The sequence below is a fragment of the Bacteroidetes bacterium GWF2_43_63 genome (assembly GCA_001769275.1).
Classification (GTDB): domain Bacteria; phylum Bacteroidota; class Bacteroidia; order Bacteroidales; family DTU049; genus GWF2-43-63.
This window is the reverse complement of the sequence record MEOQ01000026.1, coordinates 40,802-64,256: the sequence shown is the minus strand read 5'-3', so window position 1 is coordinate 64,256 and position 23,455 is coordinate 40,802. Positions and strand designations below refer to the sequence as shown.

Annotated in this window: 16 protein-coding genes and 1 other RNA gene; 8 read left to right on the top strand and 9 right to left on the bottom strand. The window is 42.7% G+C overall.

Annotated elements, in window-relative coordinates; genetic code table 11:
* Nucleotide 1 precedes the first annotated feature (1 nt).
* Nucleotides 2-1,618: a hypothetical protein gene (locus A2W93_12875; GenBank protein ID OFY54673.1), complete on the top strand. Its 1,617-nt coding sequence runs from the start codon at nucleotides 2-4 to the stop codon at nucleotides 1,616-1,618.
* A gap of 583 nt (nucleotides 1,619-2,201) precedes the next feature.
* Here the strand turns inward: A2W93_12875 and A2W93_12870 are convergent.
* Both A2W93_12870 and A2W93_12865 read right to left on the bottom strand, forming a co-directional pair.
* Nucleotides 2,202-3,536: a saccharopine dehydrogenase gene (locus A2W93_12870; protein OFY54672.1), complete on the bottom strand. Its 1,335-nt coding sequence runs from the start codon at nucleotides 3,534-3,536 to the stop codon at nucleotides 2,202-2,204.
* 176 nt (nucleotides 3,537-3,712) lie between these two features.
* Nucleotides 3,713-4,894 (bottom strand): aminopeptidase, encoded by a 1,182-nt coding sequence (locus tag A2W93_12865; GenBank protein ID OFY54671.1) that lies wholly within the window; start codon nucleotides 4,892-4,894, stop codon nucleotides 3,713-3,715.
* A gap of 310 nt (nucleotides 4,895-5,204) precedes the next feature.
* Here A2W93_12865 and A2W93_12860 point away from each other — a divergent pair, with 310 nt between their 5' ends.
* From A2W93_12860 to A2W93_12845, 4 genes are all read left to right on the top strand, one after another.
* Complete coding sequence (locus A2W93_12860) at nucleotides 5,205-6,353, top strand: hypothetical protein (GenBank protein OFY54670.1); 1,149 nt, start codon at nucleotides 5,205-5,207, stop codon at nucleotides 6,351-6,353.
* Nucleotides 6,354-6,884: 531 nt separating this feature from the next.
* Nucleotides 6,885-7,985: a hypothetical protein gene (locus A2W93_12855; protein OFY54669.1), complete on the top strand. Its 1,101-nt coding sequence runs from the start codon at nucleotides 6,885-6,887 to the stop codon at nucleotides 7,983-7,985.
* The gene (locus A2W93_12850) at nucleotides 7,985-8,452 is read left to right on the top strand and encodes a hypothetical protein (GenBank protein OFY54668.1); all 468 of its coding nucleotides are present in this window, start codon (nucleotides 7,985-7,987) and stop codon (nucleotides 8,450-8,452) included. Before A2W93_12855 ends, A2W93_12850 begins: the two co-directional genes overlap by 1 nt.
* A gap of 80 nt (nucleotides 8,453-8,532) precedes the next feature.
* The gene (locus A2W93_12845; protein ID OFY54695.1) at nucleotides 8,533-10,839 is read left to right on the top strand and encodes a penicillin-binding protein; all 2,307 of its coding nucleotides are present in this window, start codon (nucleotides 8,533-8,535) and stop codon (nucleotides 10,837-10,839) included.
* Nucleotides 10,840-10,893: 54 nt separating this feature from the next.
* Here A2W93_12845 and A2W93_12840 read toward each other — a convergent pair whose 3' ends face one another.
* From A2W93_12840 to A2W93_12825, 4 genes are all read right to left on the bottom strand, one after another.
* Entirely contained in the window at nucleotides 10,894-12,237 is a 1,344-nt protein-coding gene (locus tag A2W93_12840) for a hypothetical protein (protein ID OFY54667.1), read from the bottom strand.
* A gap of 61 nt (nucleotides 12,238-12,298) precedes the next feature.
* Nucleotides 12,299-13,762, bottom strand: coding sequence for a hypothetical protein (locus A2W93_12835; GenBank protein OFY54666.1), 1,464 nt, complete (start codon nucleotides 13,760-13,762; stop codon nucleotides 12,299-12,301).
* 6 nt (nucleotides 13,763-13,768) lie between these two features.
* A complete protein-coding gene (locus A2W93_12830; protein OFY54665.1) occupies nucleotides 13,769-14,350 on the bottom strand; it encodes a hypothetical protein in 582 nt (193 codons plus the stop codon).
* 104 nt (nucleotides 14,351-14,454) lie between these two features.
* Nucleotides 14,455-15,612, bottom strand: coding sequence for a hypothetical protein (locus A2W93_12825; GenBank protein ID OFY54664.1), 1,158 nt, complete (start codon nucleotides 15,610-15,612; stop codon nucleotides 14,455-14,457).
* 157 nt (nucleotides 15,613-15,769) lie between these two features.
* On the opposite strand from A2W93_12825, the gene rnpB reads away from it, so the two are divergent.
* The 3 genes from rnpB to A2W93_12810 all read left to right on the top strand — a co-directional run bounded on the left by rnpB (nucleotide 15,770) and on the right by A2W93_12810 (nucleotide 18,241).
* Nucleotides 15,770-16,131, top strand: an RNA gene (gene rnpB / locus A2W93_12820) — RNase P RNA component class A.
* 66 nt (nucleotides 16,132-16,197) lie between these two features.
* Entirely contained in the window at nucleotides 16,198-16,899 is a 702-nt protein-coding gene (locus tag A2W93_12815; protein ID OFY54663.1) for a hypothetical protein, read from the top strand.
* Nucleotides 16,883-18,241, top strand: coding sequence for a serine protease (locus A2W93_12810; protein OFY54662.1), 1,359 nt, complete (start codon nucleotides 16,883-16,885; stop codon nucleotides 18,239-18,241). The genes A2W93_12815 and A2W93_12810 overlap by 17 nt, the downstream gene beginning before the upstream one ends.
* A 545-nt stretch (nucleotides 18,242-18,786) precedes the next feature.
* On the opposite strand, the gene A2W93_12805 is transcribed toward A2W93_12810, so the two are convergent.
* Genes A2W93_12805 through A2W93_12795 form a run of 3 tightly spaced genes read right to left on the bottom strand, consistent with a single transcriptional unit; the run spans nucleotide 18,787 to nucleotide 23,454 of the window.
* Nucleotides 18,787-19,716 carry a TIGR01212 family radical SAM protein gene (locus tag A2W93_12805; GenBank protein ID OFY54661.1) on the bottom strand — a complete coding sequence of 310 codons (930 nt, stop codon included), beginning with the start codon at nucleotides 19,714-19,716 and terminating at the stop codon, nucleotides 18,787-18,789.
* Between the two features lie 60 nt (nucleotides 19,717-19,776).
* The gene (locus tag A2W93_12800) at nucleotides 19,777-21,309 is read right to left on the bottom strand and encodes a symporter (GenBank protein OFY54660.1); all 1,533 of its coding nucleotides are present in this window, start codon (nucleotides 21,307-21,309) and stop codon (nucleotides 19,777-19,779) included.
* Nucleotides 21,310-21,366: 57 nt separating this feature from the next.
* Nucleotides 21,367-23,454 (bottom strand): hypothetical protein, encoded by a 2,088-nt coding sequence (locus A2W93_12795; GenBank protein OFY54659.1) that lies wholly within the window; start codon nucleotides 23,452-23,454, stop codon nucleotides 21,367-21,369.
* Between the last annotated feature and the right edge of the window lies 1 nt (nucleotide 23,455).

Below are 23,455 nucleotides of genomic sequence, written 5' to 3'. Positions count from 1 at the left end.
ATTGCATATTTTTCTTTTGTTTATTACGGTGTTGACTTTTGCGCAACACGATGACATTGATAAACGCATACTTTCTGCGCGCGAAAAGACCAATTCAGAGCCCTTACAGGCTTTGCGCGAAGCTGAAATACTCATTGATGAATGCACGCATCTGAATTACGACAAAGGACTGGCCGAATGTTACAATTTGCAGGGCATCGTTTTATTTACACGTGGTGTCAATGACATGGCTTTGCAGAGTTTCATCCGCTCGCTTGAATACTATCGTCTGTTGGATGATACCATTGGAATCTCGCTTGTATACAACAATCTGGGGGTTGTGTCGTACTCTATAAGCAAATACCATTACAGTATTTTCTTTTTTAATCAATCGTTGAAAATTCAGACCAGAGACAATAAATTCAGAAACATTGTTGATCTTAAAAACAATATTGGTTCGTTATATGAAAAGCTTCAGATGTACGATACTGCAATGTCGTTGCATCGCGAAGCGCTCGGTATTGCAGTGCGTAATGATTACGAAGTGGGAATAGCAACGGCATTCAATAACATAGGTGTTATTTTCGAAAACTCAGGCCAGACCGACAGCGCTGTTTATTATTATAAAGAATCAATTCTGTTTAAAGACAGCATCCCGGAATCGCAGCTATCACTCACTTATACGAATCTTGGCAGAACATTACTGCGGAATTCAGATTATGATTACGCAGCTCTTTGTCTTGATTCTGCGCTCGGATTTGCCATGTCAAGTGGTGCTTCGGCGCAGCTTCCTGAGATTTATAAATTGTATTCTGATTATTTTGAATCGCAGGGCGAAATTACACAAGCCTACGAGTATTTGAAAAAGTACAAGGACATCACCGAAAAAATCGAAGCTCAAACAACTGAAGGTGATTTCGCCGATTTCATTTTATCGATGCAGCAGAATAAATGGCAAAAGGAAAAACTGTTGCTCGACCGGCAGATGAAGCTCCAGAGCCGTGTTCAGTGGCTTATAATTGCCATTATTGCAGTAGCTTTGATCTTTTTTGTTCTGCTTTTTATCTATTTTCGCAATCGTACCCGAATGCTTGATCAGAAACATGCACTGGCCGAAAGCGAAAAAAGAAGACTGGCTGACGAGCTTGAAAGTAAGGCCATCATTGCTCAACTTGAACATGAAAAACTGACCAACGATCTGCAAACCAAAGAGCGACAACTCACATCGATGACCATGCATATTGTTACAAAAAATGAAACGCTGCAGGAAATTGATAAGAATGTGAGTCTTTTAATTGATACAAATGCTGAAGTTGCTGGTTCGGCAAATCTTAAAAAAATACAGAGCATTATCCGCATGAATGCAGGCGATGAAGCTGTCTGGAACAATTATTTCTATCATTTTGAACAGGTCTATCCCGGTTTTTTTAAAATACTTTCCGAAACCCATCCCGACGTTACACAGGGCGAACAAAAACTCTGCGCTTATATTCTGATTAATCTCAGCAATAAGGAAATCGCGCATGTGATGGGCATTTCGGAGGCCTCAATTAAAATAAAAAAGAACCGGCTTTCAAAAAAACTAAAGCTTGATATTGCTTCCGATTTGACTGCCTATTTGCGGAAGTTTGCGGAGTAGAATAAGTGGGCACGCGTCAACGTAAAACCATGTAAAACGTGGCAAGCTGCTGCAAGCAGGAGCCGCGCGCCCAGGTTAAGGTTAAGATAGAGGTCAAGATTGAAGTCAAGGTCACGCAGATTTTCTAATCGGGATTACGCCCAGCGTCTCCGCTGTCTTCCTGAGACCCGCGTGCAGTCATGCTGACATTACGCGACAAGCACCAGCAAAACGCGTTTTCCAACCTAAATAAAAAATTACACTTTTAGTTGCTGTCATCCTGAGTGCCGCACTCGTAGCTCTTTGCGAGATATCTGCTTGCGGTGTATCGAAGGAGACAGCGTAAATTAGCAGAAGAAGTCTGCAGTATAGAATGAGATCCCGGGTCGCGCAGTATTTGCCTTTCGAAGCTGATTAAGGCTTGCCCGGGAACTCAAACTTGCTTCTGTTGATTTTCAATTATTAAAGTAGTTGTGACATTTGCAGTGAAGAAACAAGCAGCTTTGCTTTGGGCATAGCTCAATCGTAATTATTGATGTAGCCCAACAAACTCTTTCGTAGGGCTATACTTACTTCAAAAATCTAAATTCAAATATCTGATATCTCAAATCTCTTGCTCTTCTTCGAAGAACTCGACACCAAACGGTTTCAGCCCATCAAGAATTGGATTGTAGTATTCAGGTTTTACCGGAATCTGTACACCTTTACCGGTAATTTTTCCGGTAAGGAATAATTCAATAGCAATGGCCAAAGGTGTTCCAACAGTGATTGACATTGCTGTGTGAACGGTGTCGGTGCCAATGATTCCCATCGATGACATGCGGCGGAATTTCTTTCCGTTCAGCTCATAGTCAAATGTATGTTGTATTACGAGAAGATCGAGATCGTTTTTTTCGAGCTGCCATTTCGGCTCTATAATGCTTTGCAGAATTTGAGCAGGCGTTTTGAAACCGGCTCCTACAGGAGTTTCCGTGAACAATCCCAGCCATTCCATTTTTTTGAATATGTCACCATTCCTGTCAATATTCAGATACTGGCAGAAATTATCTTCAACACTGACCCCATGTTTTTCAGGAAGAAATGATTCAATAAAGCTGCGATAGGTGAGCTTTTCCGGATTTTCCAATTCGTAGGTGTCGTCGCAGACTCCGAGTTGCACAAAACAATTCCATGCAGTACAATATCCCGGACGGCGCATGGTCCCGCGTACAATGGTTTGAACATCTTCGAGGCCGTACACTTCTTTATAACTCAGCGAATCGCGGTTTGCATAAATTTCAAATTCGCCGAAGTTTAAAACGGATGTTTTGTCAATGCGTTCGTAGAGCCGAGTGTAGGGGATGTATTTATATTTCCCATTATGCAGGAAGCGTGCTCCGGCTTGTCCGGCAAGAATTACGTTTCGTGCGTTCCAGGTGAATTTGTAATTCCATGGATTGGTATCAAATTCCGGTGCGATCAGACCGCCACAGTTTGACTCAAATCCGGTAATTTTTCCGCCATTTGCACGGATTTCATCAATCACTTTCATAGCCGACATATGATCGATGCCCGGGTCAACGCCGCATTCATTAAAGAATATCAGGTTTTTTGCCGTAGCTTCTTCATTGAAGGATTTCATTTCCGGCGACACATACGAAGCTGTGAAAAGATGCTTCGAAAAGTTGAGGCATTGTTTGGCCACCACCGGATGAAAAAAGGCTGGCATCATGCTTACGATAAGGTCATTTTCCTTTATCAGGGTTGCAAGTTCGGCTTCATCAGCTATGTCGAATGAAACTGCTTTTCCGTTTTTGTAACCGTCGGTTTTTCTTTTTGCAGTAGCCAGATCCCTGTCGGCAACAGTAACAGTCCACTGATGCTCTTCGCTTTTTTGCAGAAGATATCTTATGAGTGTTGATGCCGAAAGACCGGCTCCGAGAATGAGTATGTTTTTCATGTCATTTTAATCTATGCGCAAAAATAATATTAAAAAAAGTGCTCAGGAGAAATATTCATTTGAAAGTTGGAATGTTTTTTATTGATGCTTGTCATGAAAATATAGGGTAGGCCAAATTTTTCGGCAATAAAAAACCGGCCAAGATCGCTGGCCGGTTGTATTTTGAAATTAATCTATTACAGTTTCAGCTTTTTCAGAATAGCTGGCGGTACACCCTTTTTGTGAATGAGCATATCAGTGGTTTTCAGCATAACAAATGCTTTGGAAACGTAAAAATACCCCTCGTATTTTCCAACTGCGTCCCAGCTGTTTTTTACTTTGAAATATACGGTTCCGTTCTGATCTTTGGCAATGCCAGTGAGCAGCATTCCGTGATCGTCGGTGGTTTTGAAATTATTAAATTCATTCTGACGCATTTCCTGGGTAACTTCAATTTCTTTCATTGGTTTCTCGAATGAATAAAGCTGAGCTGATTTTTCTTTTGTAGTAAGCTTTTCCCATTTTTCGCGCTCAGTACCTGAAAGGTCATCGCGTTTTGCATCCGGAACAACAGCAACCCCATTGGTCCAGCTGAAGCCTTTTTCCGAAACATCGCTTGCCCACGCTACGGTGTATCCGTTGTTGATAGAATACTCTATTATTTCAGTAAGTTCGTTCATCTGAATATTCCATGACATATCGTGGCTCCAGTTGTCGGGAACTTCAAGAACAAATTCTTCATAGAAAGGATGGTGCGTAAAAGAAGAAACCTCGATATAATCATCGAAATTCAAGCCCAGCATTTCCTGAAAAGATTTTGGCGTATATTTCTTTCCGTTGTATTCGAATTCAGTAGGTTCTGGTCCGAGATAAGCATCGAGAATAGCAATGAAGCCGGCTTTCCATGCGGTAGTAGGTGTGGCAGATTCATTCTTCACAATGGCATCCATGTAACCTTTGAGCACGGCATCGAGTTCGCTGTGGTCGAATTTATCTGTTCCATAGTTTAATCCTTTGTAAGCAGCTTCCGGAACCATTCCATAGGTTTTCATGACATTCGTAACATCGTGAAAAGCGCCGCCCCCGCCGAAATTCAGTGCTCCGCGGAAACGAAGATAGCGTTCAGCTTTGTCAATATAAGAGTGACGAATCACAAAAGCTTCGGAAAGATCAAAATCTCCTTTACCAAGACGGAGCAGTTCAGCTTCGTAAAAACCCAGCGCCGAAAAGCTCCAGCAGGTGCCCGATCTGTACTGATCCTTTACCGAAGTTGCTTTTACGGTTTTGGTGTCGGTGAATGTATACCCTTCATCCTGGGCTACAGAGGTTGTTGCAAAAACGAAGATGAACAACCAGCTTAAAAGAAAAATTTTTCTCATGACGGTTTATTTATTGTTACAAAAATAGAATATTTTAATGGGCGGCTATTGTTAAAACCGCAAATCACCCTTAAATATATACTTAACTACCGATTGTGCCGACCAATCCGGCAATAAAAAATGCCCGGGGTTGTTCCCCGGGCATCACATTACCCACCATGAGAGCTATCCAAACAAAAGGATTTTGAAAAGAACAGTTTTTGGAACTCACTCTGTTATTGATAACGCCTTTTGGCATGCGGATATTTTACCAAATGTATTTTTTAATGAAAATAATTTTTTTTGCCGTATTTTCGTAAAAAATTTCCGAATGCTTTTCAGAGATATACCAGGCAATATTAAGGTGCTCAACAAGCTGATTACATCAGCTGAAGAGCAGCGGATTGCCCATGCGCAGATGTTTATTGGCCCTCCGGGTAGCGGGAAACTTATGGTTGCCTTAGCTTTTGCCCAGTTTCTGAACTGTACTGACCGGAAATATTTTGATGACGCGGATGGCCTGAAAGCAGATAGTTGTGGCGAATGTTCATCGTGCAGGCGTTTTGCATCGATGGAGCACCCTGATCTGCATTTCCTTTTTCCGGTAGTGAAAGCAGACAAAAGAGAACTGAGTCGCGACTACATGGCCGATTGGCGTTCCTTTGTCAAAAACAAGTCGGGCATTGTAAATTTGAATTCCTGGTATGAGCACATACAGGTTGAAAACAAACAGGGTCTCATTTCTGTTGATGACATCAATGATATTATCGGAAGACTGCAATATAAGAATCATGAGGCAAAAATCAAGGTGATTATTGTCTGGATGGTTGAAAAAATCCAGTATAATGCAGCTCCAAAAATCCTCAAAACACTTGAGGAGCCATCTGACAACACTTTGTTTTTGCTTATTGCCGAAAACCACGATCTGATTTTGCCGACTATCCTTTCACGCGTTCAGACAACGCGAATCGAAGCTCCAACATCGCAACAGAGTTATGGTTTTTTGCGCGAACATTTTAGCGACCGTCCCGAAAATGATATTTTCGATGCCATCTATAATAGTGAAGGAAATCTGGAAAAAGCGTTTGATTATTTGCAGAATCGCGATGAAATGATTATGGTTTCTGATTTTTTCCGCAATTGGATGAGGACTTGTTTTGCGCTGAATGGTAAAGCTATTTTTGAAATGTCGGCCGAATTCTCCACATTGGGACGCGAGAAACAGAAACATATTTTTGCAGAGAGTGCGCGAAAACTGACCAATACTTTTCAATTGGGCGCCGATCTGAAAAAGATCAAATTCTATAATCCTGAGGACGAAAAATTCTTCAGCAAATTCGCGGCTTACGTACACAAGGATAATCTCGATTTTTTCCGCACCAGTATTGATGAAGCCATTTTTCATATCGAACGCAACGGAAATCCGAAGCTGATTTTTACCGATCTGAGTTTTAACATCGGCCGGATGTTCAGGTTGTAATTTTATTTTTGTTACTCGATACAAACGTTACACATCCCCACATCCTAAACAAGACAAAAGATAAAAGTAAAAAGACAAAAGTAAAAAGCTCTGTCTTAAGCCTGTCGAAGGGACAAAAGTGACATTCTAATATTCTCACATTGGCAAATCCTCACATGGGCGAACATGTCACGTTTCACTTGAGCCCCAAATCTTCACACCACCGCATCACCGCATCGCATCGGCCATTCGTATTTCGTGTCTCGTATTTCTGATTTCGCATTTTCCATGTGATCCTTCTAAGCCGCATGCCTTACGCCTGATGCCTATCGCCTTACGCCTGATGCATCAACACATTCCCACATCCTAAACAAGACAAAAGATAAAAGTAACAAGACAAAAGTAAAAAGCTCTGTCGTGAGCTTGTCGAAGGGACAAAAGTGACAATCTAATATTCTCACATTGGCAAAGGTTCACATGGGCGAAGCCCCACATTTTCACATTCCTATTCGGCATTTCCACATTATATTGTACCTTTGCCCCCTTTATGTTATGAAAACAGACAACTGCCATATACCGAATTTTATAGCCCGCGGGCTTTGTGTACATCAAAAGGACAATATCAGCGAGATGAAGTTTTCATCGGGGTGCTGTAAGGTTTCAGCTGAAACGGCCTTTAATGGCATTAAAAACATGGGAACTGCTTTGCAATTCGATTGCATTGAAGTCAGATTTAAAAATAACCATAAAGATTTTTTCCGTCTTAGCCCTGGTTTATCGGTTGCTGCAGGCGATGTTGTTGCCGTTGAAGCATCTCCGGGACATGATATTGGGATAGTTTCGCTGGCTGGCCCGGAGGTTATGCGTCAGATGAAACGCAAAAAAGCCAATCCCGACGACGCTCAGATGAAAAAAGTGTATCGTAAGGCGAAACCCGCAGATGTCGAAAAATGGTATCAGGCTATAGAGCGGGAATTTTCAACCATGCGTCGATCATTGGCTATTATCAAGGAATTGAGAATCAACATGAAGCTAAATGATGTTGAGTTTCAGGGCGACAATACCAAAGCCATTTTCTATTATACTGCCGAAGACCGTGTCGATTTTCGCGAGCTGATCAAATTAATGGCGGATGAATTCAAAATCCGTGTTGAAATGCGCCAGATTGGAGCCCGTCAGGAATCTGGAAAGTTGGGCGGAATCGGGACTTGCGGCCGCGAATTGTGCTGCAGCACTTTTATTCATCAGTTTCAATCGGTCACAACCAATGCGGCTAGAATTCAGCAACTATCGCTCAATCCACAGAAATTGGCAGGCTTGTGCGGCAAACTCAAATGTTGTCTGAATTACGAAACCCCTGTTTACCAGGAAATTCTCAGGTCTTTTCCTGATCACAATGTAGCGCTGAAAACCAAAAAAGGCCTTGCATTTCATGTCAAGAGTGATATTTTCAAAAGCCTTATGTGGTACTCTTATTCAAACTCTCCGGGAAATCTGATGGCTGTTCCTGTTGAAAATGTCGCCAAGGTGCAGCAGATGAATAAAGCCAATCAGATACCTGATAATCTTGAAGAATTTGCGATAAGTCTTGAAAATAAAATGGAAGATGACCGCGTTGTTGGGAGAGATGATTTTTCTAAACTTGCTGACTAATGAAAAGATCGTTGTTAATTGCTGCTGTATTTATTTCAATTGTACTTTCAAGCTGCGACGATTCGCTGTATTATAAAATGAAGGAAATTCCAGATGCCCGCTGGGATATGAATTATCCGGCCAAATTCGACTTTGAAGTTTCAGATACAAAAAGCATGTACGATTTCTATGTGCTTATTCGTCATAACACCGATTATTCACACAGTAATTTGTTCACATTTATCACCACAACGATGCCGGGCGACAGCATTACGCGCGACACTATTGAGTTCATTTTGGCAGAACCTGACGGCAGGTGGATCGGCGAAGGCAGTGGCTATCTCAGAAGCAACGAAGTGCTTATCAGCCGCAAATTTGTGTTCCCGAAAACAGGATTGTATTCTTTCGAATTTCAGCAAGCTATGCGCGATACTGTGCTTGAAGGCATTACAGATATTGGCATTCGCATATCTCCGACTAAACTTTAGGCATGAAAACCACCAGAAACTTTTTAGCAAAGGTCAAAGGTTCAAATGTTTCACCTGATTTCGCCAGATATATCAGGCGGATGTGGCGAACTTTTTTTGTTGCCGCAGCCTTCTTTTATCTGTTTTTTATCGGCGTGTCGCTTGGAATGCTAGGCCCCATCCCTTCTTTTGAACAACTTGAAAACCCAAGCAATAATCTCGCTTCTGAAATTTACTCGAGCGATCAGGAGCTTCTTGGAAAATTTTACTTTGAAAACCGAACCAATGTAGAATATCAGCAACTTTCTCCTTTTCTGGTTCAGGCACTCATTGCAACAGAGGATGTCCGTTTCGAACGACATTCCGGAGTCGATGTCCGTGGATTATTCCGCGTATTTGTAAAAACCATTGCCGGGGGAAACCGCAGCAGTGGCGGCGGTAGCACCATCACTCAGCAGCTGGCCAAAAACCTTTTCCCACGTGATGTGGATATGTCAAAACTTGAGCTTATAAAAACGAAGTTCAAGGAGTGGGTAACCGCTATCAGACTCGAGCGCAACTATACCAAGGAAGAAATTATTGCCATGTATCTCAACACGGTTGATTTCGGCAGTCAGTCTTTTGGAATTAAATCAGCAGCTAAAACATACTTTGATAAAGCCCCGGATTCGCTCAATATTCAGGAAAGCGCAATGCTGGTGGGAATGCTTCAGGCTCCATCGAAATTCAACCCGGTGCGGAATCCCGAAAATGCTGTAAAACGCAGGTTTGTTGTAATGAGCCAGATGGCAAAATATGGTTTTATCACCATGGTGCAACTTGACTCGCTCAAAGATCTTCCGCTATCCACAGGCAAGTATAAATTGCAGGATCACAAATCAGGGATGGCTACTTATTTTCGCGAGTACCTGCGTAAAGCAATGAATGAATCAGAGCCTAAGCGCAATGACTTTCTCAGTGAAGAAGAGTATCAGATTGCCAGAAACCAGTGGGACAACAATCCATTGTATGGCTGGTGTAATAAAAACACCAAGCCGGATGGTACAAAATACAATCTCTACACGGATGGGTTGAAGATTTACACGACCATTGATTCGCGTATGCAGGTATATGCCGAAGAAGCCGTTGCAGAACATCTCGGCAAAACACTGCAGCCTCAGTTTTACAAAGAAGTGAAACATGCACGGCAAGCTCCTTTTACAAGTCTTTACCGCCAGGAAGATGTGGATAAAATCATGGAAGTATCCAAACGTCGTTCGGACCGTTACATTACAATGAAAAACGACGGGTTTTCTGAAGCCCAGATCAACAAAGTGTTCAACGAGAAGGTCCCAATGCGGCTTTTCAGCTGGAAAGGTGAGTTCGACACGATTATGACTCCCATGGATTCGATAAAGTACTACAAATGGTTCCTTCATGCCGGATTTATGGCCGTTGAACCTCAAACCGGTTTCGTGAAGGCTTATGTTGGCGGAATAAATTATAAGTATTTCAAGTTCGATCATGTTTGTCTGAGCCGTCGTCAGGTGGGATCCACGTTTAAGCCTTTTGTTTATTCCGTTGCCATGGCCGACGGACAGTTTTCGCCCTGCACAAAAATCCCAATGATTCCTGTAACCATCGATTTAGGTAACGGGAAAACCTGGTCTCCAAAAAACTCTGGCAAAATCAAGGAAGGTGAAATGGTTACTTTGCGCTATGCGTTGGCGGGCTCCATCAACTGGGCCTCTGCATACCTGATCAAAAGGTCTTCGCCAGAAGCGGTCATTCGCCTTGCCCGCAAAATGGGCGTCACCAGCCCGATTCCTGCTGTTTATGCTATCTGTCTTGGAGTTCCGGAGCTCACAGTTTACGAAATGGTAGGTGCTCAGACAACCTACGTGAACAAAGGAATTTATACAGAACCGATTTTTGTTACCCGCATTGAGGATAAAGATGGAAATATTCTTTCAAATTTTGTACCCCGTCGCCAGGAAGCCATGAGCGAAGAGACTGCTTATCTGATGATAGAACTCATGAAGGGTGTGGTTGATGGAGGAACATCTGGACGTATAAGATCCGTTTATAATATCAAACACCCCATAGCCGGTAAAACCGGAACAACAGATGACAATAGTGATGGCTGGTTTATGGGGCTTACACCAGAGTTGGTTGCTGGTTGTTGGGTTGGAGCCGAAGATATGCAGGTTCACTTCATCAGCACGGGACTGGGTCAGGGCGCCAATATGGCACTTCCCATCTGGGCTTTATTTATGCAAAAAGTATATGCTGATAAATCAATTGATCTTTCCACAAAAGACTTCGAGAAACCTTCGAAACCGATTTCTGTAGAAATCGACTGCAAAAAATACTCAGATGACCATCCTGAGGAAAATATAGTAAAGCACGGATCTAATCCATTTCAATAAAAGCAAAAAAAGGCTGCCTGAGAAGACAGCCTTTTTAATGAAAAGTCAGAAAGGTTATTTGAGTATTGAAAGTTGGGTGCAGATGATCTGGCTAGCCGAAACAGCCTGTACATAGTATATTCCTGCCGGAAGATCATTTATTTCTATCTGATTTTCAGGATGAACAAATTCCTTTACTACTGAGCCATTAGATGAAATGATTCTGATCAGATCATACTGGCTGTTATCAGGCAAATTTAGTACATCGGTAGCAGGATTGGGGTAAACCGGCAGATTTGTTTCTTCTTCGATTCCAACAGCGCTGTGTATAAAAATGTAGCTCATGTAGGTTGACTGGTATCGGCTTGAATCGCAATTGAGGGTGACAACAACAACCTGCGCCCCATAATTTGTAAAAGTATAATCTATGGTTACTGTTGCTGATTGTCCTCCACCAGTGAAGATCCATGTCACAGTCGCATTGCTGCCTGTTGTGCTGATGCCGCTGATGTAAAAGCTGTCCGGAATAAAATTCAGACAACTGTCAACAGCCGGGGCGTACAGTGTGTCTACATACACGTTGCCACTGTCATATGGTTCGGGAATATAGGCTGATATTGTGAAAGCCGGGCATGTGGTATCCGATGACCAGACATTTGCCGTATACGTTCCGGATGGCAAACCGTAAAGATCTTCGGTTGCTGCACCGTTATTCCATTGAAAATAATAGGGAGGGGTGCCACCATGAACTGTTACATCAATTGCTCCATCGCTGCCCCCAATCGTTGTGACAGGGTATGTGAGCGCATCAACGTAATAAATACAACTCATTGAATCTGAATAATACACATATGATTGGTAAGTGTCACTGCAGCCGTTGTCCGTTGTAATGGTGAGCGCTACAGTGTAGGTTGTGTTGGGACTCGGGAAAGTAATCACTGGATTCTGCTGCGTTGAAGCAGAGGGGGTACCACCGTTAAATGTCCAGTTCCAGCTAACAATGTTGCCTCCACCGGTCGTGAAGGAATAGTCAGTAAAATAGAACAGACTATCGGTGTTATAATAACCGAAGTTAGCCTGGCAACCCGATTGCTGGCCGACAAAAATGCTGTCACAATAAGTGCTGCTGCAACCGGTCCCTGTCTGAATGGTCAAGCACACAGCATAACTTCCATTTGGCAAAGTGTTCAATGGCTGGATGGGATCCTGTACAGAATAGGTGTAGCTGAGCCCCATCCCGGATAAGGTCCATTGCCAGTTGGTGACATTAATAGCTGTCGAATCGGTGTTGAATGAACTATCATACAAATACAGATTTGTTGAATCCTGAGTTGTGTAGAACCCAGCCTGACACGGGCCCTGAGAAAAGGCTGTGAGTGAAAACAGCCCAAAGAGCAAAAGGAATAATTGTTTTTTCATAAGAGTTAGTTTTTTGTTCTGTAGTAATAACACCTTGTTTACGACAGGTTGCCCGGACCGATTAAAAATTATACCGGATCCCGGCCGATAGCCCTGCTGACCACGGTTTCTGAGTTCCTTGCATTTCTCCTGAAAATACAGGGGTAAGCATTTTTCTGTACCAGGGCACAACTTCAACGGCCCACCGCTCATTCAGCAGATAGGATACCGAACCCGCTGCCAGAAACGAAAAACAGATTTTTTTCGTTTCTGCCGCCATTACTGAAAACACCTGTCCACTTTCGGCACCTAAATAATATTCGCCTTCTGAATTATACAGAATACCGAATCCAAATCCTCCAGAAAGTCCGAATGTGAGCCGGCTTACGGAAATTGTTTTTCCGATCATTACCGGTAATTCCAGATATCTTATATTTCGTTTCCAGCGGGCATTTTGCAAGGTGTCGTATTTTGCGATACTAATGGTGTCAAATTCCTGAACCAATGCAGAGTCAATTTCCCAGGCCCAGACTGAATCCAATACATGAATGGTAGTATCTGACACATATGTAAAATGCCAGTAGCCAATGCTATCGGTCAGCCAGAATTGATTTGTCAGATTTTGCACATTCTCCGTTCGTGCATTGTACAGTAAATGATCCGAAGCGTAGCGGTTGTCAAAAGTCGATTGTTGCACTCCCGCAGCAATGAACCATTTTCCGAAATCGGCCCGGGCTTCTAAACCGAAATGGGTCGAAAGCGAAAAATTCCGGTTGATATCCAGTCTGTTTTCAGATGCAGGGGAAAACATCGGTCCTGAATATAATACTCCTGTTTTAACCAGTCCTGACCAGCTAATCTGACTTCCTGATTTATTAATCTTTGCAACTATGAATGGAGCCTGAATTGATTGATGTTGAAACGGAATGATATTATGTCGCACCGGCATTTTTTCAGGAGCATTAAAAACTTCGGCAGAAAAATCCTCAATTGTTTTAATTGTATTATCATCGAAAAATGAATTCCCATTGTTTTGTGTAATCGGATTCTGCAATTCATCATCATTTGTCGTGAGTGCCTGTTCTGGATTTGTTTTTCCATTATTTATTCCGGAGATTGAACCCGTTGAGTTCTGGCTTATATACTGATTTTCGCCAGCGGATGAAAAGTCGTTGCTGTTTTTAGATGCATTATTTGTCGGATTATAACTGAAGGTTTCGTTCTGATTACGACCAGATATAGAGGTGTTGAAATTTACCTGCTGAGAATATTGCGAAGGGATTGAAGTGTCATCGGTATAGGCAGAATTCCCCACCTGGTTGGAAGATCCGGCTGAAGGAATCTGGTATAAAATGACAGCTACGACTGCTGCTGCAACCGGGATGCTCCAGAAACGACGCAAAAAAGAGCCGATTCCGAGGCTCCATACGGAGTACCAGAACACACGCTTGCGGATTTTGTCAAAGCTCATCGGCGGCGGATCTTTTTCAAGATTGCCGAGCGTTCCGCGGCTTAATTCATCAATTCTGTAAAAATTCTTGTCCATGGCTTCTTATATTACATTTCGGACGGTCATTCTGTTTCTGGCAATTTCTCTGATACCGGCAATAATCTGTTGGCGGGCTTTAAACAACTGTGTTTTGGAGGTACTTACCGAAACCCCCAACATTTCGGCTATTTCCTGATGCGAAAAACCCTCCATCGCAAAAAGGTTGAAAACCATCCGGTACCCTTCGGGCAGATTGCGGATCAGGCCCAGAATCTCATCCTGCGATACCAGCGTGCGGAGTTCATCAAAAAAACTATCTTCCGTGTCGTTTTCAGCAATTTCATCCATTGTATCAATATCGGCCTGATAGCGATGTTTTTTCTGGTCGCGCAGATAGTTGATGGCTGTATTGACAATGATTCTTTTCATCCAGTTAAACAGCGAATTTTCACCCAGGTCTCTGAAACTACGTATGTTTTTAAACACTTTGACAAAGCCATCCTGCAGCACATCTTCTGCCTCCATCTGATTTCGGGTATATCGCATGGAGACACCATACAGTTTGCCTCCATACAGCTTATAGAGCGCTTCCTGTGCAGAGCGTTTCCCATTCAGACAACCGTGTATGATTTCTTCAATGCCCAAAATGATTTTTCTTCTTTACCTTAGAACACTGCAAAGGAGTCAAGGTTGTCTGGCAAATAAAAAAAGGCCTGAATTTCTTCAGACCTTTCGGAAAATACTTTCAACTATTGGAAAATATAAGAGTTACGTACAAGTATGTCTTTCGCAACATTTTTCACAATGGCCGATGCGTCCCAGATCATCTGAAAACTGTTTGGAAAACCGGCTGGCGGATTATTGAGCTTGCGCTTGGTTTCGTCTTTCAGAATCGATTTGTCGCCATTTGCAGTGGCAAATGCATAGTCAAAGAATACTTCTGCGTTGATAGGATCTGATTTTATAAGGGTGTTGTCTGCGTCATATATATCAAGATAGCCACCGACAATGGCCTGTTTGTGCAGTTGTGTTTCGTGAACCTGGCAGCTGATTTCAACCATTTTCGGGATTTTAATATCATTTCCGAGGCTATCTTTCATCACATTGCCGTGGCTGTCGAGCACATAGTTCCATCCATCCTGAACTTCTTTCGATTCTTCGTAGAAAAACTCACGCACACTTTCGGGCGACACATCCACTTTAGTCAGGTTCAGAACAGTTCTGTAATGATATTGTCTCGAGGTGTCAAAAGTATTGAAATACCGTACAAATCGACCTTCTAAATCCCCCATAGATACTTTAAGAATTTCATCGAGAAAACCTTCAGGGAGCATCTGCCCCGAGTTGTTGCGCGAGATGAAAAGAACATTGGCGGTTCCCATGGCCTGAGCTTTCAGAATCTGCTGGTCAACATCTTTGTAAGTCGAAAAGAAACGTTTGGTTTGCAACAGTTGATCGTAGGCCTGGCGGGCTGAAAATCGGTCACCGGTTTCCATCAGAACCATGGCTTTCTGATAGTAGAATTCAGCTGCATTTCGCTGAGCATTCACCGTTTCATTGGTGTAATCAACAAACACGTATCCGATCGATGAAAGAACCGGCTGTGGCAGGTTACGGACAATATCTTGTCTCCATTTCATGCGATTAAAGATCTGGAAAATCTCGTCCCAGATTTCGGGTTGCCCGGTTGTTTTCAAGTAGTTGATCCGCTCTATGTCGCGCTGATTAGCGGCTTTCCACGCGCGGGTGAGAACATCGAGCTGTTTGTCCTTATCCGGATTTTTCATCAGTTTTTTGGAACTTTTCTGTATCGCGTAATCAAATTGCTGGCGTTCAAGGTATTTTCTCGAACTTGTGCAGGAAGCAGCAAATGCAGCAACTAACAGTAGTAAAAGTATCTTTTTCATGGCTGCAGGTTTTAGTGGGTTTTGGCTGATGGCCTTTCAATTATTTTGCCACAATAATACAAAAATTGTGGCACAGACATGATGGGAAAATGCATATATCTCTTAAATTCGTGAAAGTCAAATGCATTAATGTCGGAAAAACGATGTATTTTTGTGATAAGCTGTTCCTCTCATCGCTCTTTGTTTTTAATAAAGGGAGGAAAGTCCGGACACCACAGAGCACCATGCTTCCTAACGGGAAGGCCCGCTTCGGCGGGACAGCCAGTGCAACAGAAATTATACCGCCACGGCCTTGTGCCGGGGTAAGGGTGAAATTGTGAGGTAAGAGCTCACAGCTGCCGGAGGTGACTCCGCAGAAGGTAAACCTCATGGGGTGCAAAGCCACGTATACCGGCTTAGGGCTGCTCGCCCATGCCGGGGGGTAGGCTGCTAAAGGTCCATGGCGACATGTACCGCAGATAAATGATGAGATTCTGCTTCGGCAGAACACAGAATCCGGCTTATGGGACAGCTTATTTTTTTTAAATTTCTACGCTTATGAAACATATTCTTCTTTTATCTTTTACCTTATGTCTTTTATCTTCCATGCATGCTCAGAATCCTTATGTTGAGCTCAGCTATCCATGGCTCAATCTGCAGCAGGTGAAAGAAAAAAAGGTGAAAACGATCATGCTGGCAACAGTAGGAGCAGACAATTCGCAGATTGAAAAGCAGGTGGTTCTCTCATTCGATCAGTCGGGGAATTTGGTGAAAGAAGAGAATCAGTCGGGCTTTAAATATGCAAATACGTTCCAATATGATAACAATGGTTTTCTGAAAATGGCGGTTAATACTTATGGAAATGCTTTGGATACGGTCAGGTATAACTTCAACCAAAAAAACAATTCCTTTGTATCCCAATATGTAAGCAGGAATACTGAAAAAGGATGGACGATTACCGAGACTCATTTCATTTATTCAGCCGAAAAAAAACTGCTTGAAATTAAAGAGTATTCGGGTTCTGCCGAACACATAAAAGGAATTGGAGAAAACGAGCTGGAATTATCATCTACAGAAAAATTCACGCATAATGAAGGAGAAATAATTTCTTCAGTTGGAGAAATCTCAAAATCCTTTGTTTTTGACGCTGGCGGAAATCTTGATTCCTTCTCTTTCACCAATGCTTTGTATGAAATTAGCGAAACATATTACTATAACTACGATCAGAACGGCAGCCTCGTTATGATTAGTTGGTCTCAGGATGGTCAGACAAATAAAACATTTGTAACCTATGAATACTATCAATAAAAAACTGCTTTTTCTTCTGTTGGCATTCCTGCCGGTTTTTACCATCAGTTCCTTTGCGCAGGATAGTGTCAAAACCAAGATTTATGTCCTGAAAATTTTCGATGAAATCGGCCCATCTTCGTGGAGGACGACCAAAAACGGCTTGCAGGAAGCCAGGGATTTAAATGCCGATATAGTTTTGGTTCACCTCAATACCTACGGCGGGCTTGTAGATGCAGCCGACAGCATCCGGACGGCCTTACTGAATTTTCCAAAGCCGGTTTGGGTTTATATCGACAACAACGCCGCTTCGGCGGGAGCGCTGATCTCCATAGCCTGCGACAGCATTTATATGCGTAAAGGAGCCAATATCGGTGCAGCAACTGTTGTTACCGAAACTTCGGAGGCCGCCCCCGACAAGTATCAGAGCTATATGCGTTCGATGATGCGCAGCACCGCCCAGGCCCAGGGCCGCGACCCCATGATTGCCGAAGCGATGGTTGATCCCGATGTTTATATTGAAGGAGTAGTAGATTCAGGCAAAGTGCTGACATTTACCACCGAAGAAGCAATTGCCAACGGCTTTTGCGAAGGTCAGGCCGAAAGCATCGAAGAAGTGATTAAAATGAATGGCATTTCAGAATATGAAATAGTCCGTCAGGAAATTTCTGCGCTGGACAAATTCATTGGATTCCTGATCAATCCGGCCATTAGCGGGTTGCTTATTATGTTGATTATCGGCGGTATATACTTCGAAATGCAGTCGCCTGGTATTGGCTTTGCTTTATTGGTATCCGTTGTTGCTGCATTGCTCTATTTTGCTCCATTATACGTTGAAGGTCTGGCAAATAACTGGGAAATTCTTTTATTCATTATAGGAATCGGATTACTGGCGGTAGAGGTATTTGTTATTCCTGGCTTCGGCGTGGCCGGAGTTTCAGGAATAGTGCTGATTGTTGGAGGACTCACTTTTGCACTGGTTGGAAATATCGGACTTTCAATGCCTGATGGCGACTACACGCCGGTTGCCCGATCTTTTGCATTGGTTTCCATTTCAATTTTGGCTGCACTTGTTGGATCTTTTTATCTAAGCTCAAAAATTGTACGGATTAAAGTGGGTGGCTCAACGTTGGGATTAAGCGACGAATTGCGGTCATCAGATGGGTATTCAGCTTCGGAAAGCACTTATAAAGAGCTTATTGGCAAGACCGGCACGGCTCTTACAATTCTTCGTCCCGCTGGCAAGATTGAAATCGACAGTGATCAATACGATGCAACCGCACAAATAGGTTTTATTGAAAAAGATGAAAAAATAAGGGTTGTAGCCTATGAAAATATGCAGTTGATTGTCAGAAAGGCCTAAACTGGATTGAAAAAAATATTTGTCAAAGTGCAACGGTAAATTGCAGATAAGCAAATAAATAACCGCAATAATTAATATCAAATTTGATAAGACGCGTAATTTGCATGGAAAAATTTCCATGTTTTTAACAATCACAACATTGAGGGGTATAATGGTCAGTGAAACAATGATCTACATGATTGTATTAGCAATTCTTAATGCCTTTGTTTTTCAATTCGGTGTAGATTATCACAATTTGCCGCAACATGAATAAGTGAAAAAAAAGGTGTTGTTTCATGATATATCTTTGTGTCGTGAAAGTTGAGAAAACAAATTTACTTTTCACTCAAACAAGCCCCCCCAAATCATAACAGATAACGTGAGCCCCGCAAGGGGCTTTTTTTTATTTAAGATATTTTATTTAAGATATTTGATTTTTGAAGGAAGGGGTATAAGTATAATTTGCAGATTATAAATTGAATATAATTAAAGAATGCTCCATCGCTAAATCAGTCTATCATAAATTAAAGCTCAAATCAAAAATCACATATCTCATTTCTTATATCTTATATCACACAGGCTCTGCCCTGTACCGTATTTCGCTCAATAAATTTCTTTTCAATCATTTGCAGCACCTGATCATAACGGACTAGGCCCCAGTCGGGTGCGCGCAAAAAGGATGGCGGAACCTCTCCAGCAAAGCGATCAATCAACAGATCCGGCCGCAGCCGCTCGGCAAAGGAAACAATGAAATCGACATATTCCGGCAATTCAAACAGCAAATAGTCTTCCGGATGATCCAGATAATCCTTTTCCATGGCTGTATTGCGAACTATCTGCAATTGGTGAAGCTTCAGGGCATTCATGGGAAGTTTGTTCAACACTGATGCATCTGAAAGAATTTCTTCGCGGCTTTCGCCAGGTAATCCAATAATATAATGTCCGGTGACAAAAAGATTAAACGAATTTGCCAGCTCAAAAGCTTCTTCTGTTGCCGCAAAATCATGTCCACGGTTTATTCTTTGCAAAGTTTTGTCCCGGATACTTTCAACCCCAAGCTCCAGCATAACCACTTTATTTTCGGCAATTTCGGCTAAAAGTTCAGCAGTTTCCTGACAGAAACAATCCGGGCGTGTGCTCACGCAAATTCCCGCCACTCCTTCAATATTTAAAGCTTCTGCAAACAGTGCCCGCAGCTTATTAACTTCTGCATACGTGTTGGAATAGGGCTGAAAATAGACCAGAAATTGCTGTGCCCGCCTGTAGCGCTTTGCGTGAAATTCGATTCCTTCCAACACTTGCTGCCGGATTGATTTTGCCGGCGAGCAATAGGATGGATTAAAAGCTGAATTATCGCAATACGTGCAGCCGCCTGTTCCGGCAGATCCATCGCGGTTTGGGCATGTGAAACCAGCATCAACACTCACTTTTTGCAGTCGACCGCCGTGTTTTTCCTTCAGATATTCCGAAAGAAGGGTAAATGCTTTCTGGTGCATAATTATTTAAAAAAAAGGAGCTGCCAAGAAGCAACTCCCTTAATAGTACAGTCAAATGATTTATTTCGATACCCGTTCAAGCCACCTCAGCATGAAGAACATTGTTCCCATTGAGATACAGCATGCGACGATGAAAACGGTCCATGTCATAGAAATTGGAATGTTCTCATATAAAATGGCACCGATAAATAAGAGCGAATTACCGATTGCAGTTGCGCAAAGCCAAAGACCCTGCATCATACCCTGATATTTAGGTGGGGCAACTTTTGATACGAATGAAATTCCCAATGGCGAAATGAAGAGCTCTGCCACTGTAAGAATAAAATAAGTGCCAATCAGAAGCAACGGTGTAATGCGTTGTGCATCGGGAAGTCCACCCATTTCAGTGATAGCTTCTTTGGTAGGAACACCCATCGAACCAACAGCCATTAGCACATATGCAGATGCTGCAATACCCATACCGATGGCAATTTTCTTTGGTGTTGAAGGCTCTTTGCCTCTGGCGCGCAAAGCGGCAAAAACAGCCAGAATTACAGGAGTAAGGAATACGACAAAGAACGGATTGATTGACTGAAACAACTCGGCCCCAACTAAATTTGTGAAGCCAAGATTGATGTTTATCTGACTCAGGTCAGTATAGTCTTTGGCAAAATAGGTCAGCGTTAGTCCGTTCTGATGGAACGAAAACCAGAAGAAGATAACAACCGCAAATACTGCAAATAGTGCATAAAGGCGTTGTTTAACTTCCTTGATATCCATTTCGCCAGCCTGAACTCCGGCTGCAATTTCTTGCTTTGTTTTCGGATTTGGGAATTTCTTTTTATTGGTCAGATAAATGACCAGCGAAATCAGCATAGCGCCAATAGCAACAGCGAAAGCATAGTGAAAACCAGTTGCGAAGACATTCAAATACTCATTGGCAAAGGTAGTCATGTCTGTACCCGTGAAACCAGCTTTTGAAGCGAGGTCAACGAGCTTTGTGGCTCCGTCGGCTGAAATTGTTTGATCAAGGTGCGAGTGGCAAAGGCCTGGAAGGTCTGAGTTATAGGCAAAACCATGGGAACTAACCCACCAGTTTCTTACTCCTACCGCTGCCAGAGGTGCAAAGATTGCCCCAACATTGATGAACATATAGAATAATGAAAAACCAGAGTCGCGCATTTTTCCATACTGCTCATTATCGTACATCTGTCCGACCAGTGCCTGCAGGTTTCCTTTGAACAAACCATTACCAAAAGCAATAACAAAAAGACCAAAACAGGTCATAGCAAGCAACGTAACAAAAGAGCCCTGAGGAACCGGGGTCTCTGTTGGAATGGCAATGAGGAAATAACCAATCGCCATCAGAATAAGTCCGACGAGGATGGTACCCTTGAAGTTTTTAGTTTTATCGGCAATAAGACCGCCAACAAAAGCCAGAATGTAAATGGAAAAGTAAAAAATCGAGTAAATGATTCCGGCATTAGGTCCTGAGAGTCCAAACTTTGCCTGGAGAAACAAAACCAGAATGGCCATCATTGTGTAGAACCCGAATCGTTCGCCCATGTTTGCCAATGCAGCTGCGAGTAGTCCTTTAGGATGATTTTTGAACATATTTTGAAAGGTTTAGTGAATTTTCTTCGGCAAAAATAGAACAATTTTCGAAAGAACTTAAAACGTTATGCGCATTTGCAACTTCAATTCGGTTTTCGAGGGTCCTTGTATTTCTTCCAACCCACTGCCAACTACGTCCTTATTTACATAGGTGGTTTGAGCAATGCGCGCCCAGAAATCCAGATGCTTTGTTGCTGACCATCTAACTGTCAGATACATGCGGCTCCCCTTGCTGTAGAACCCGGGTATTGAATAGCCGTATAATACGTCGTTTTCATATGCATAAATACGCTCGTCGTATGTATCGGTATCGAATAATGCATATCGCGCATTAAACGAAATAGTACTGCCGGGGTGGCGAAAGTTGACATCCTGATAAATAAGAAAACCGTCGCGCTGCTCTCCGGTGCCTTCCTGATAGGTCAGATATTCGGCACGTGATTTCAATGTCACACTTTCTGAAACTGGAAATGAAGCATTGATGCGGTACGAACGTTTGATAGTTGGTTCAAGCACCGATATATGTTCCTGAGTGACACTCATTTCCTTGTTTTCCTGACGGAAGCGCGCGTAGAATTCAGCTCTTTTTGTTGGTCTGAAATTTATTTGGGCCAGCATTTCAATGCCATTGGAAGGTGCATCAACTCCATAACGCAGCCATGGAAAGGAAAATAAGTCAACGTACGAATTAAAGCGCCATTTGCGCGAGAATTTCAACTCATTTCCAAAATAGAATCCATGCTCGTTCTTAATAGTTGAAGCTTCCTGGAGCGCTGTGGCATAAATTACATGGTAGTCGGGTTCCAGATATCGGTGCAGCACCGAAACGGTAAATAACCTGTCGGGGGAGAGCATAATTCCATTAATAAAAGCCTTTCCTCCGCTTTTACTTATAGCGGCTTCGCCGAAAAAGTTTGCATTTTTTATGATCCAGCTGTAGTCCAGCCCAAAATTCAGATTCTCGTTGCCTGAAAAGTTGTAATATTCGTATAGCTGATCTCCAGGGGCTATTGATTGTCCGAATCGGGTGTAGTAACCAGTCGTGCCAATTTTGACTCTACGAATTGTCGCTTCCATGCGGCCTCCGACAATAAGTTCACTAATCTGATCTTTATCCTCAATGGTCGATTGCGTATTGTGGAGACCTGATTCCTGAAGACTGGTGATAACAAACTCTTCTGTATTCATCGAATCTCCGCCCTGGACATTCGCATCCAGCATTTTCCGGCTCACCCAGGCATAGAACGAAAAAGGTTTTAGATCAAACTGGGCTGCAGCTCCACGCAAAAATAAGTTCTCATTGACAGAACTGTAGGGAACTATGCCTCGGCCGCTCTTTTTGATATTGATGGCCTCGGCCGATTTTCCGTAAGATAATCCGGACCAAAACGTTAGTCCCTGTCCAAATTGAAGCGCATAGTCACCTACTGCCAGTGCTCTCAGGGGACCAATGTCTTTGATGAAAAAATGCGCACTGTAGAAATCAAACCCTTGTTTCTGGCTGCCTTTGAAGAATTCTTCGCCATAATCTTTTTCAGCCGTAACACCAAAACTCAGCATATTGTAATAAGCAAACTTGTAGCGGGTATAGAGCTTGTAATCGCTTCCAAGATACCTTGAGTTTGGACTTTCTGCAAGGGCGCTGTCGGTGATGGGGGAATACCCGGTCTGCTGTTGTAAAATATTGGTGTATCTGACAAACAATGTGCTTTTGGATTGATTAAGAATCTCGTTGAAATTCCATGTCTTGCGGTTGCTGTCGCCCGTAATTTTCACATAAGGTAAAATAGAATAGATTGTCGGCAGATCAAATCCGTCGATACTTTGCAACTCATACAACGAAATCAGAGCGCCATTTTTTTCAATGTGTCGCAGTAAATTGTCAATCTGAATGTCATTCAGAAGGCCAAGTTCTTCCAATTCAGCCTGGTCTGTTCGATTCAGGTTGATCGGATGTTTTCTGAAATATTTCAGTGTTTCCGTAAGACTTGAATAATCAATTTCTGCATCAGTATTCTCCGCAATTGTTTCGATGCGGTCTTCCACTGAATTTTCGTTGGTGCTGTCAATGGGCTCCTGGGCAAAAACTGCAGCAGGAAATGCACAAAGCATTAACAGCAATATCAGGTTTCTAGTGATATTCATA

What these genes read in the sequence shown, in the direction of transcription:
- A2W93_12800 (OFY54660.1), bottom strand. Translation starts at nt 21,309, where the DNA reads ATGTTCAAAAATCATCCTAAAGGACTACTCGCAGCTGCATTGGCAAAC.
- A2W93_12810 (OFY54662.1), top strand. Translation starts at nt 16,883, where the DNA reads ATGAATACTATCAATAAAAAACTGCTTTTTCTTCTGTTGGCATTCCTG.
- A2W93_12795 (OFY54659.1), bottom strand. Translation starts at nt 23,454, where the DNA reads ATGAATATCACTAGAAACCTGATATTGCTGTTAATGCTTTGTGCATTT.
- A2W93_12815 (OFY54663.1), top strand. Translation starts at nt 16,198, where the DNA reads ATGCATGCTCAGAATCCTTATGTTGAGCTCAGCTATCCATGGCTCAAT.
- A2W93_12855 (OFY54669.1), top strand. Translation starts at nt 6,885, where the DNA reads ATGAAAACAGACAACTGCCATATACCGAATTTTATAGCCCGCGGGCTT.
- A2W93_12865 (OFY54671.1), bottom strand. Translation starts at nt 4,894, where the DNA reads ATGAGAAAAATTTTTCTTTTAAGCTGGTTGTTCATCTTCGTTTTTGCA.
- A2W93_12860 (OFY54670.1), top strand. Translation starts at nt 5,205, where the DNA reads ATGCTTTTCAGAGATATACCAGGCAATATTAAGGTGCTCAACAAGCTG.
- A2W93_12870 (OFY54672.1), bottom strand. Translation starts at nt 3,536, where the DNA reads ATGAAAAACATACTCATTCTCGGAGCCGGTCTTTCGGCATCAACACTC.
- A2W93_12835 (OFY54666.1), bottom strand. Translation starts at nt 13,762, where the DNA reads ATGGACAAGAATTTTTACAGAATTGATGAATTAAGCCGCGGAACGCTC.
- A2W93_12845 (OFY54695.1), top strand. Translation starts at nt 8,533, where the DNA reads ATGTGGCGAACTTTTTTTGTTGCCGCAGCCTTCTTTTATCTGTTTTTT.
- A2W93_12825 (OFY54664.1), bottom strand. Translation starts at nt 15,612, where the DNA reads ATGAAAAAGATACTTTTACTACTGTTAGTTGCTGCATTTGCTGCTTCC.
- A2W93_12850 (OFY54668.1), top strand. Translation starts at nt 7,985, where the DNA reads ATGAAAAGATCGTTGTTAATTGCTGCTGTATTTATTTCAATTGTACTT.
- A2W93_12840 (OFY54667.1), bottom strand. Translation starts at nt 12,237, where the DNA reads ATGAAAAAACAATTATTCCTTTTGCTCTTTGGGCTGTTTTCACTCACA.
- A2W93_12805 (OFY54661.1), bottom strand. Translation starts at nt 19,716, where the DNA reads ATGCACCAGAAAGCATTTACCCTTCTTTCGGAATATCTGAAGGAAAAA.